Below are 11143 nucleotides of genomic sequence, written 5' to 3'. Positions count from 1 at the left end.
CTGAACTCATCTGGGCAACTTGCTATCGGCTACACCGATAAGTGGTCTGCGATGCTTCAAGCCCGATGGTTCTTGCGTCCCCAGCCGCACACGCAGCTTCGAAGTCGCTTCTTTTAGCTCGTAGCCCGGGCTACGCCTGCTTCACGGGTTTGCATCAGCGGCTACGCTTACCTGGGGTTGCAAAAGGCTCTGCGGCGGTGCAGGATCGCGGCAGTAACAAGCGTGAGAGGAACCGCCATGGCCTTGATCGTTGGACACCTGGGAATGCCACCCGCTGCCGTCCTATCACTGTGGAGCTGCGTGGAGCGAAGCGCGTAGGCGGGTTAGCCGAAGGCGTAACCCGCCGTCCTTGTGAGGTGAAATGGCGGATTACGCTTCGCTAATCCGCCCTACGCGCTCATCTGCAATCGACGAGGAGGACGACGATGTCAAGCCCAGAAAGTTTCATGAGTGGCACACAAAAAATCACGACTAAAGTGTTTCGTCCATCGGGTCCGGCAAATGGAGGGGTGGTCATTATTGCATATGGCAGTGAAGGGCTGACCGACGACCTGCACGGGACCTGGAAAACGATGATCGAAGGCTACGCCGATGATCTCACCAAGAAAGGGTTCGTTGTGTCAGTCCCGGATTACTTCGCCAGAACGAACACAACACCGCCCGTCTCTCCCGAATTGATTCTGCCAAATCGACCCGCTTGGCAAGCAACACTTGCCGATGCGGTGATACATGCGAAGAAACTCGCGGACGTCGATGGGTCGCGAATTGGCTTGTTGGGATTCTCCCTGGGCGGTCATTTGTGTTTGCGGCTTCGGGCGAGTGCGAAGGTGTTGGTCGAATTCTTCGCCCCCAGATTTGACGGTATAGGTTCGAGCGACAGCCTGACGTTGCACACTCAGATTCATCATGGAGCCGCGGATCAACTGGTATTATACGAACTCAACGGCAAAAAAATTTTCGACGAACTTCGAGCGAGCTACCCTTCAACGACGACGGAGTTTGTCTATAAGGGTGCCAACCATGGCTTTATAGGTACCGATCCTGACAATACCAAGGCACGCGACGACTCGAAAGCAAGGACGATCGCTTTTTTTGAAGCGCAACTGTGACCGCGAACGCCTGGCAACAATCAGCCCATAGCAAGTAGCCCGAATGAAGCGAAGCGAAATCCGGGCTGCAGGCTACTCTTGCGCCCGCCGCTACGCCGCCGGCGCGGCGGTCTGCTGCATGCGGTGGAAGCGCAGCACCTGCTGGGCGGTCGAGGTGCGCAGCCGTTCGTAGGTTTGCCGGCAGGCTTCGAGATTGGTGCGGTCCATGCCGGACAGTTCGTCGCGCATGTTGATGATTGCCTTCACCGTCGACCAGGACATCCCCGACACTTTTGCCAGGATCAGCACGCCTTCGGAGCGGGATTCCACCATCATGGTTTCGGCCACCGCGAGCGGCACGTTGGCGAGCGCCGCGATCGCAGCATTGGTTTCGTCGAACTTGCCGGTTTCCGCGAATGCCGCGATCTGATGCTCGTCGAGCCGGCCGTCCTCGTACAGCGATTTGACGAGACCCTGCGCGATGAGGGTTTCCCGGCTGACCGCCGATGGCGCCGAGCGCGCGCGCCGCGTCGCTTCGCGCACCGCCGCCGTAACGTCTCCCGCCAATGGCGGATTGGCCGCCTCGAGCCGCGCCCGCACCGTCGCAGAGGCCTTGGCGATCAGTTTCAGGTAATGATGCCGCGGTATCGAAGGCCGCAGGCCGATGCAGGTCGCCAGGTTGTCGTCGCCTTCGGCGCGCGCCACCAGCCGGCCAAAACCGCGCTCGGTGAACTCAGCGCCGGGATTGTTGACGGTGTTTTGCACCACGTCGTCGTCGCCGCGCAGGATCAGCACGTCGGTCACCGCACCGCTCAAGGTTTTCCGCGTCGAGATCGCCATCAGATGCGCCTGGCTCTTGCTGCGCGCGGTTTCGATCAGCGCCTCGTCGTCGAGCCGCTCCGACTGCGAGAGCACCGGGGCAGCGACCTCGATCAGATCGTCGAACGCCAGCGCGCGGATGGTCAGCGGCGGTGCAGTGCCGATGGGCGCGAGGCGGCTTGCGAGCAGCGCCTTGGCGGCCGCCTCGATGTGCCGCATCAGGCAATGGAAGACATCGTCGAACAGCGCGATCTGCTCGTCGGAGTAGTCGACGGCGCCGCCCAGAAAAAGGTCGGTGACGCGGCGCAGCGTCTCGACCCGGCGCGCGACGGTGCCGTGCGCGAGCGTGGTCTGCAGTTCATCGAGCAATTCTGTTGAAGCGTTGGTGGATTTCGAATTCATGACTCTGTCCTGAAGCATTCAAATAAACAGGTGGCGTGTTCATCGCCGGCAAATGGAAACGGATCGGGTCAGGCGCTGGCGATGCGGTTGCGTCCTCGTGCCTTGGCTGCGTAAAGCGCGCTGTCGGCGCGCGCGAGGAGGGCGTCGGGGGCTTCGTTCGCCAGAAGCGTGGCTATCCCTGCGGAAATCGTCACGCGCATGCCCGGCGAGAACGCGCTCCAGTCGAGATCCGCGATGATCCCGCGCTGGCGGTCGAGAATGCGCGCGGCGACGTCGTGCGGCGTGTCGGGCAGGATCAGCAAAAATTCCTCGCCGCCGTAGCGGCCGAAGCGGTCGATGCTACGGATATTGGCAAACACCGTGATGGCAAAGGTCCGCAACACTTCGTCGCCGGTCGGATGGCCATAGGCGTCGTTGATGCGCTTGAACCAGTCGAGATCGATCAGCGCCACCGAGAACGCCGCCTTGGTGCGATGGGCGCGGGCGATCTCGTCTTCCAGCATCCGCATGATGCAGCGCCGGTTGAACGAGCCGGTCAGCTCATCCAGTTCGGCCAGTTCCTCGATGCGCCGGTAAGCTTCCCTCAGCTGTACGCCGCGCCGGTAAAGCGATTCACGCAGCGAGCTTGCGAAAATGCCGAGGAACATGCAGCGCCCGATGGTGAGGACGAACACCAGCATGGTGGCGGAACGCTCGACATGGCTGCCGTGCGGGATCGAGATCGGTTTGTCGGTCAAGAGAAACAGCGCCGCCAGGCCGAAGGCCATCGCGGCGAAGGCAATGGCCGTCTGCCGCGGCGTCGAGCGCAGCGCGCTGAAGCTGAACACGATGAACAGCGCACAGAGAAACAGGATGCCCACCTCCGGCACGAGCCAGGCGAAGACCAGCAGGATGGCGAGGCTGACCATCGACTGCTGCATGACAAAGTAGTGATCCTTGAAGCGGTCGTTGATCCCGGATTCCGACAGCGTGATGAAGCAGGCAACCGAGCCGAGGCCGCAGATTCCGAATGCCGCACCGATCGTCGCCGGGATGGTCCCGGCGTAGGCGTAGATCAAAAGGATCACGGCATCGACGACGTAGCTGCCGCCGATCATCCCCAGCATCTGGCGCCGCTGTTTCGCCCGGCGCGCGAGTGCCTTCGGCGTCGGCGGGCGGTCGACGCCTTCCATCTCGCCGGCAATCGGATTTGGGAAGGAGGAGGCGGCGGTGCCCATGGTCTCGCGGTTGCTGGAATTGGACCGGGGACTCTAGAGAGAAAAGCCTTTAGGTTTGGTATCTTTGACCGTGAGTTGCAGCGCTGCCCGCCTGCTACTGGCCCACGGCCAATGGGAATTTGGCGTCGTCTGATAGTGTGCGCCGACCGGTGAGTCCTTAAGGGAACCGCTCAGGGGCGTTTCGGGAATTTCCATACTATGATACCAACCATCTCTCCTTTGCTGTGCTCTTTTGGCACGCGGACCCCCTGTGTGCGGTAGATCACCTATGCTTTTGGGCAAATTCGGCTCGTTTGCGAAGATTTTTGCCTTCCTAGTCGAACCTCCTGGCATGCCAGCCCGACCAACCCTGCGAGACGGCCATTGAGTGCGACACAGGCGGCTTCGGACCACGTCCTGATCGCTCGGATCGCCCAAGGCGACCGGCTCGCCATGCAGGTGCTGTACGGAAGGCACCATGTCAGGGTGTTTCGCTTCGGGCTGCGGCTCGTGCGGAACGAACAGGTCGCGGAAGATCTTATCAGTGAGGTTTTTCTCGACGTGTGGCGTCAGGCCGGCAAGTTCGAAGGCCGATCGCCGTTTCCACCTGGCTGCTGGCGATTACGCGATTCAAGGCCCTTTCGGCGATGCGTTGCAGGAAGGACGCCGAACTGGATGACGAGGCCGCCAACGCGATCGAGGATACGTCCGACGATCCGGAAGTGACGGTTCAGAAGAGGGATACGAGCCAAGCGTTGCGAAAGTGCCTGACACAGCTTTCGTCCGATCACCGGGAGATCGTCGATCTCGTCTACTATCACGAGAAATCCGTGGAAGAGGGAGCCGAAATCGTCGGGATTCCGGAGAACACCATCAAGACGCGCCTGTTTTATGCGCGCAAGAAACTGGCCGATCTGCTGAAGGCAGCCGGCGTCGAACGAGGCTGGCCATGATGGCAACGAACAAGACGGCCCTGGAGCAACAGCCCGGAGAAATCGAGGCGCTGCTGCCCTGGCATGCCGCCGGCACGCTGAGCGCGCGCGATACAAGGCGCGTCGAGGACGCGCTTCTGCGCGATCCGTCGCTGGCCAAGCAGTACGCCGCGATAAGGGAAGAATACGCCGAAACCATCGCGCTCAATGAAAGCCTCGGTGCGCCGTCGGCGCGCGCGATGCAAAAACTGTTCGCGGCAATCGACGCCGAGCCTGTGCGCAAGCCGTCGGTGTCGATCAACATCTCCGCGCGGATATCGGAATTTTTTGCAGGCCTGTCGCCGCGCACGCTGGCTTATGCGGCTGCGCTCGGCGCCGTGTTGCTGCTGCTGCAGGCCGGTGCGATCGGCGCGATCCTGGCGAGGCAGCAGCCCGGATCGTTCCACACCGCATCCTGGTCCGGCCCGGCGGAGACCATCACCCGCTCGCTCGCCCCCAATTCAGGGCCGCGCGCTTTTGTCAGGTTCGCGCCGGAGGCGCGCGTGTCCGATATCACGGCGTTTCTCGACGCCAACCAGGCTGTTATCATCGACAGCACCGCGGGGGGCATGTTCCGCCTGCAATTCGGCGACAAGCCGATGTCGCGGCAGGAGGTTGCCGGCCTGATGACCCGGCTGCAGAACGAAAAGATCGTTCAGCTGGCGGCCCCCGCGCAGTGAGATCCGAGGCGCACCGGGCGCGCGTTTTGCGATCGGAATTTGCGCAAATGATTGCGCAAGGAGATCGTTGTGGCGCGCGCAGCTCAGGCCCGATGACGTGCGCGCCATCCTGATGAAGACCGCGCGCGACCTTGGGCTCCCGGGCCGCGACGATGCGTTCGGCGAGGCCGATGCTTATCGTGCCGTGACGGCGGTAGCGGATGCCGGCGTGCCTGTCGCGGCCGCGCCGGACCAGCCGCCTGCCGTAACCGTTGCGGAGCCGCAAACCCTTCCTCCTGCACGAGATTTGGGTCCGGCCACGGCCGCCATGGCGCCGGAAAAGCCGGCCGAAAAGTAGTTTTTCGGGCAGAAGAATCGCTGCCAAAAAAGTTAAAAAAACCCGCGCACCTTTTGAACGTCCGGCGGCCTTCCGCGACCAATTGAGGTGGGAGCGGTTATCCCTCCCCAACGAGGCTGTATACGGCGCGAGCGCCCATCCACCCCAGCGCTTATATAGCTTGACCCGCCCGGTTGTCCCCCCGGGCGGGTCTTCTCGTTTTTGGGGGGCTTGACCCGGCCCCCTGGAGGGGGAGGGTCGCCGCGCGTGTAACGCGCGGCGGGGTGGGGTGAATTGTGCATCCGGGGCTTCACCCCACCCCGTCGCACATCTCGCTTCGCTCGGTGTTCGCCGACCCTCCCCCTGCAGGGCCCTGCAGGGGTGGGTGAAGAGATCGCGCGCATCGCCGCCATGTCCTGCCGCGGCTTGACTGTGGATTGGGAGGACAACCCCACACCCGCAGCGCTTTCTGTCGATAGCCGACCCGTCATTCGCGCTGTGGCTGGACAAGGCAAAAGTTTTCCACAGAATATCGATCGGGACTGGGGTGATTCGTTGCGTCTGCGTCCGTTTTCCTCCTTGCGGACTTTTTCATGGCACAACGAGTGGACGCCGCGCGCGGCCAGGAAATCCTCGACCGCTGGTGTGCGCTGGCCGAGCAGCGGCTCGAGCATCTCACCGAACTGTTCGAAACCGGGCGCTGGCGCCGCTATCACAGCGAATCGTCGTTCCTGGAAAATATCCAGGAAGCCAAGAACGCCGTCGAGACCTGGCGGAGCCTCGCAACCCGCGAGGCCTCGCGGGATAATTCCGCCGTCGACATCTCATGGCTGAACAGCCCGAAACCGGTACCGCCGCGCCGCAATCCGCTGTCGGGTTATTACGTCCCGCCGCCGCCGCGGCGCGCCGAGATTCGACTCGTGCCGGAGATTGTCGAGGCGCCGATCGCGCCGGAGATTTCGGAAGGCGTTCTGGAACGGGCCGTTCCCGGGCAGACGGTTGCGCAAGATGTCGCGCCAGCTACGGTGATCGATGATAGCTGGCGGCAGGCGCTCGATCTCTCCGCGATGCAGGAGCGCTACCCGCTGCTGCGTAATGCGCTGTAGCGCGCACTGGTCGTCCCCGCGAAGGCGGGGACCCAAACCCCTTGACTCCATGTCTAACGTGGGCGCTTGCAAAGAAAGGCCGCGAGCGCTGCCTTTCTCATGCGCGACACGGCGTATGGGTCCCCGCCTTCGCGGGGGAGGACGAAGAGGTTATCGCCGCACCGCATTGGTCCCCACCACCACCTGCGCAAAGCGCTGCGCGCCGTCGGCGGAAAGATCCGGCGTCACCGGCCGTGCGTGATCGAGCCCGACCACCGCGCCGCGCGGTGCTCCGGAAATCACGTTGTTGTTGACCAGCGCCGTCCCCGCGCCTGATGTCACCGAGACGCCGATGCCGACAAAGGCGTTGCGGATCACGTTGCCGGTGATCGCGACGTCGCGCATGTATTTTCCCCAGCCGGCGATGATGCCGAATGACGGCGCGTTCTCGATCACATTGCCGGTCACCGAGCTGTCGGCCTCGACATAGATGCCGATGCCGGCATCGTCGTCGGGCGCGGTGCCGATCGGCCGCTTCGGCAGCAAATTGCGGATGATGTTGCCCTGCACCACCGCAATGCGGCCGCCGTCGTTGAAATTGCAGACGGAGACGCCGAGCGCCGCGCCATCCACGGTATTGTTGGCGATCACAGCGCCCTCGAACGAGAATTCGGAATACAGCGCGACTTCGCGGACATTGCTGACGCTGTTGCCTGATATCTGGATGTTGGACGCCGAATTGCCGCGCACCGCCGAATAGTCGCAATTCTTGATGCGGTTGCCGCGCACGATGACGTTGCCGGCGCGAAACGCGTTGATGGCGTTGCCGTATTGCCCGGAGCCGCCGGGGCCGGCCTTGATGTCCTCGATGCGGTTGTCGAGCACCAGCGTGCCGTCGTCGCCGATGAGGTTGCGCAGGATCTCGATGCCGTTGTCGTTGGTGCCCAGAATGGTGTTGCGCGACACGATCAGGCCCTGCGCGTCGAACGAGGTGATGCCTGTCACCGCGATGTTGGTAAAAATGTTGCCGCTGACGTCGCCGGAGACGTTCTCCAGCCAGATGCCGTTGCCGCCGCTGCCCGTGATCTCGCAATCGGTGATGCGGATATCGCGTCCGGCGAGGCAATGCACCAGACCGCGCCGCGTCGGCAGCTTGATGCCGCCGCCGTCCAGCGTGATGTTGCTGAGGCCGATGCTGCCAGCGCCTTCGCCCAAAAGCATCGAAGCGCCGCCGGTGAAGACCAGCTTCGTTGCGCCGCGCACGCCGATCAGTTGCGTGCCGCTGGAAAGCCGCAACATTCCGGTGCGGTACACGCCCGGCGGCAGTGCGAGCGGGACTTGCGCGCGCGCGGCCTCGTCGATCGCGCGCTGCAGCGCGCGGGTCTGCTCGTCCGGGCTGCCGGGCCGCACGCCAAATTGCGTGGCGTCGCGCCCGAGCGTGGAGGTCAGCGGCGCCGCGCGCGCGGCATCCGGCGACATCGCCAGCGCGCCGGCAACGCCGGCCGCGGAGGCCCCGATCAGATGCCGGCGATTGACGTCCATGGTCTGCGCTGTCCTCGCCAAAGATCGCCAAGACGTAACGCAGAATTACGGCGAAGCATGGTGAAGAACGGACAGCGCCAGGGCGATTGTTGAGCGTAGGGTTAACGGCGCTTCGTCAGCTTCACCATTTCCAGCAGCATCGCTTCGCCGGCATCGACCAGCTGTTCCAGCGTGATGCGGGGCGTCACGCCCTTGCGGTGCGATGCCCCGTCGCGCGCGATCGGTGGCACATGGACGAACGCGGCGAGGCGAGGGCCGTTGTCAATACATGTCGCCTCGATCGCGCGCCAGCTCAGATAATTGCAGAGATAGCTGCCGGCATCGCGCGAGGCGCGGGCATCGACGCCGGCACCGAGCGCCGCGCGCAAGAGTTTTGCGGTGTGCGGGCCGAACATTTTCGCGCCCGCGCCAGCCGCGATCAAGCCCTTGCGTACCCGGGTGTGGTCGGCGTCCGGCCACAGCATGGTGACGGCATTGCGGGCGCGGGTCTCGATTCGCAGATAGGGCGTGCGGGTGGCGAGGCCGAACATCAGCAGCGCATGCGGCCGATGCCGCGCCAGCAGCTGTGGCAGTTCGCGATCGACGGCCTTGTACGTCACCGGAAAAATATGCCCTGAAAATTCGACCTCGCAGAACGCCGGTCGGCGCAGCCGCAGCAGTCGTGCCACCAGCGTCATTGTCGGGTTATGCGGCGCGCCGGGAAACGGTCCGAAGCCGGTGATGAGGATGCGAAGTTTTTCCGTCATGGCCGGGCTCGTCCCGGCCATCCACGTCTTGCTTGTAGTATCGCACAGCGAAGGAAGACGTGGATGCCCGGCACAAGGCCGGGCATGACGGTGCAGGCGTTACGGTTCACCTCAGCAGCTCCGCGATCTGCTCCGCGGCCAGCGCCGGGGTGATGCGGCCATCGGCCACCGCGGCTTCGGTCTGCTTCACTTTCGCGCGCATGGAAGGATCGGCGCGCAGCTGCGCCAGCATCCGCTGCTCCAGCATCGACCACATCCATTTCACCTGCTGCTGCCGGCGTCGCGCATCGAATTCGCCCGACGCCTGCATCGCGGTGCGGTGATCCAGAACCTTCTGCCACAGCGCGTCGATCCCCGTACCCATGAGCGCCGAATAGGTCAGCACCGGCGGATGCCAGTGCTCCGAACGGGGGGTGAGGATATGCAGCGCGCCGCGATATTCGGCCGCCGCGAGATTGGCGCGCTTGATGTTGTCGCCGTCGGCCTTGTTGACCGCGATCATGTCGGCAAGCTCGACCAAACCCTTCTTGATGCCCTGCAGTTCGTCGCCGGCGCCGGGCAGCATCAGCGCCAGGAAAAAATCGGTCATGTCGCACACCGCGGTCTCGGACTGGCCGATGCCGACGGTCTCGACCAGCACCACGTCAAAACCTGCGGCCTCGCACAGCAGCATCGCCTCGCGGGTTTTCGCCGCCACCCCGCCGAGGGTGCCGGATGCCGGCGAGGGCCGGATGTAGGCTAAATCGGAAGCCGCCAGCCGCGCCATTCGCGTTTTGTCGCCGAGGATCGAGCCGCCGGTGCGCGCCGAGGAGGGATCCACCGCCAGCACCGCGACCTTGTGGCCGCGCTCGATCAGCATCATGCCGAGCACGTCGATGGTGGTGGATTTGCCGACCCCGGGCGAGCCGGTGATGCCGACGCGAACGGCCTTGCCGGTGTCCGGCAGCAGCGCCTGCACCAGGTCGCGCGCGGCGGCCTGATGATCGGCGCGCCGGCTCTCGATCAGCGTGATCGCCCGCGCCAGCGCCGCGCGCGAGCCTGCGCGGAGGTCGGCGGCGAGATTTGGCAGTGCGGTTGGTGAAGCAAAGCCCATCACTCGACCAGCATCTCGATCCCGAGTTTTGCCGCCGTCTGGCCCATGGCCTTGTCAAGCGTTGCGAGCTTGGCGGTTCGGTTTAGCGCAAGCTGCACATAGCCGGCATCGTACATTGTCAGACCATGCTCCCAGGCGAAGTTAAGAAGCGGGACGATTGCGGCTACATCGATCGGCGGTTGGATTGAAATGCTCAGCCCGTCCAGGTCACTCGCAATGCCGACCAACTGCTCCTGCCTGATTGTGTTGCGCCGCAAGGCTTTCAGGATCGCGTGACCCACCTCGACGGTCCAGTGCGACGGCACGATAATGCGCTCTGTGCTGAGAACGCTCTCGAGGTCCGATGCCGACGGTTCGTCAAGAAGCCAGGTAACGGTGATTGACGCATCGAGAACGATCAATGCCGGCCTTCTTCGATCCAGGCCTTGATTTCCTCATGCGTCACTCCGGCGTTGATCTCCCGCGCACGTTTTCGAATGCTTTTGATCGCGTCGCGACGGCGCTTGATCTCCTCGGGCGACAGCTCCGCTTCGGTACGGACCAGTTTCGCCACCGGCTTGCCGTGCCGCGTGATCGTGATCTCGCCGCCTTTCTCGACTTCGTCGAGCAGGCTGGACAGATGGGTCTTGGCTTCGAAAATGCCGACGTGCTTCATGGAGATAAACTAGTTTGACTAGACCAGTTTGTCAACCTTTGCGGACTGCTGGGCCGCCTACAAGCCCTCGCCGCGCGGCGCACGCACCAGCTTTCCTGGCAGTGCGCCGGTATGCTCGCCGCGCTCGAAGATCGGCTGGCCTGCGACAACCGTCGCCTCGTAGCCCGTGACGCGCTGCACGAAGCGCCGGCCGTTGGCCGGCATGTCGTGGATCAGCTCGGGCTTCTGCATGCGCATGCCGTCAAAGTCGATCACGTTCACGTCGGCGCGCAGACCGGGCGCGAGGCGACCGCGATCGGTCAGCCCGAAGAAGTCAGCGGTCTCGCTGGTCTGGCGCTTCACCAGCATTTCCAGCGGCAATTTCGGACCGCGGGTGCGGTCGCGGCCCCAGTGGGTCAGCATGTAGCTCGGCACGCCCGCATCGATGATCGAGGTGCAATGCGCGCCGCCGTCGGAGAGGCCGAGCAGGCAGGCCGCATCGTTGAGCATCTCGCGGATCGGCTCGTGGTCGCCGGTCACATAGTTCACCACCGGGAAGTAGAGATACTGG

12 protein-coding genes and 1 pseudogene are annotated in these 11143 nt (G+C 63.7%); 5 read left to right on the top strand and 8 right to left on the bottom strand.

Going from position 1 to position 11143, the window contains the following annotated elements; all coding sequences use genetic code 11:
* The first annotated feature begins 446 nt into the window (after positions 1-446).
* The gene (locus VGP39_RS10055; protein ID WP_327567957.1) at positions 447-1109 is read left to right on the top strand and encodes a dienelactone hydrolase family protein; all 663 of its coding nucleotides are present in this window, start codon (positions 447-449) and stop codon (positions 1107-1109) included.
* Between the two features lie 90 nt (positions 1110-1199).
* Here VGP39_RS10055 and VGP39_RS10050 read toward each other — a convergent pair whose 3' ends face one another.
* Complete coding sequence (locus VGP39_RS10050; RefSeq protein ID WP_327567956.1) at positions 1200-2309, bottom strand: DUF2336 domain-containing protein; 1110 nt, start codon at positions 2307-2309, stop codon at positions 1200-1202.
* A gap of 68 nt (positions 2310-2377) precedes the next feature.
* Positions 2378-3526 (bottom strand): GGDEF domain-containing protein, encoded by a 1149-nt coding sequence (locus VGP39_RS10045; RefSeq protein ID WP_327567955.1) that lies wholly within the window; start codon positions 3524-3526, stop codon positions 2378-2380.
* A gap of 363 nt (positions 3527-3889) precedes the next feature.
* Between VGP39_RS10045 and VGP39_RS10040 the strand changes: the two are divergent.
* From VGP39_RS10040 to VGP39_RS10025, 4 genes and pseudogenes are all read left to right on the top strand, one after another.
* Positions 3890-4458: pseudogene (locus VGP39_RS10040) on the top strand (sigma-70 family RNA polymerase sigma factor).
* Positions 4455-5156 (top strand): hypothetical protein, encoded by a 702-nt coding sequence (locus VGP39_RS10035; RefSeq protein WP_327567954.1) that lies wholly within the window; start codon positions 4455-4457, stop codon positions 5154-5156. Before VGP39_RS10040 ends, VGP39_RS10035 begins: the two are co-directional and overlap by 4 nt.
* A 67-nt stretch (positions 5157-5223) precedes the next feature.
* Positions 5224-5493 (top strand): hypothetical protein, encoded by a 270-nt coding sequence (locus tag VGP39_RS10030; RefSeq protein WP_414644621.1) that lies wholly within the window; start codon positions 5224-5226, stop codon positions 5491-5493.
* 572 nt (positions 5494-6065) lie between these two features.
* Positions 6066-6578, top strand: coding sequence for a TIGR03809 family protein (locus tag VGP39_RS10025; protein WP_327567953.1), 513 nt, complete (start codon positions 6066-6068; stop codon positions 6576-6578).
* 150 nt (positions 6579-6728) lie between these two features.
* Here VGP39_RS10025 and VGP39_RS10020 read toward each other — a convergent pair whose 3' ends face one another.
* The 6 genes from VGP39_RS10020 to VGP39_RS09995 all read right to left on the bottom strand — a co-directional run.
* On the bottom strand, positions 6729-8099 hold the full coding sequence (locus tag VGP39_RS10020) for a TIGR03808 family TAT-translocated repetitive protein (protein WP_327567952.1): 1371 nt from the start codon (positions 8097-8099) through the stop codon (positions 6729-6731).
* Between the two features lie 101 nt (positions 8100-8200).
* Positions 8201-8845, bottom strand: a complete 645-nt coding sequence (locus VGP39_RS10015) for a pyroglutamyl-peptidase I (RefSeq protein ID WP_327567951.1) — start codon at positions 8843-8845, stop codon at positions 8201-8203.
* A gap of 106 nt (positions 8846-8951) precedes the next feature.
* Positions 8952-9938 carry a methylmalonyl Co-A mutase-associated GTPase MeaB gene (gene meaB, locus VGP39_RS10010; protein ID WP_327567950.1) on the bottom strand — a complete coding sequence of 329 codons (987 nt, stop codon included), beginning with the start codon at positions 9936-9938 and terminating at the stop codon, positions 8952-8954.
* Positions 9938-10339 (bottom strand): type II toxin-antitoxin system VapC family toxin, encoded by a 402-nt coding sequence (locus VGP39_RS10005; RefSeq protein ID WP_327567949.1) that lies wholly within the window; start codon positions 10337-10339, stop codon positions 9938-9940. Before VGP39_RS10005 ends, meaB begins: the two co-directional genes overlap by 1 nt.
* A complete protein-coding gene (locus tag VGP39_RS10000; RefSeq protein WP_327567948.1) occupies positions 10336-10593 on the bottom strand; it encodes a type II toxin-antitoxin system prevent-host-death family antitoxin in 258 nt (85 codons plus the stop codon). The genes VGP39_RS10005 and VGP39_RS10000 overlap by 4 nt, the downstream gene beginning before the upstream one ends.
* Before the next feature lie 57 nt (positions 10594-10650).
* A partial coding sequence (locus VGP39_RS09995) for an amidohydrolase family protein (RefSeq protein ID WP_327567947.1) occupies positions 10651-11143 on the bottom strand: 493 nt, incomplete at its 5' end.

Source organism: Bradyrhizobium sp. (assembly GCF_036009065.1).
Classification (GTDB): domain Bacteria; phylum Pseudomonadota; class Alphaproteobacteria; order Rhizobiales; family Xanthobacteraceae; genus Bradyrhizobium.
This window is presented reverse-complemented; position numbering and strand designations above follow the sequence as displayed.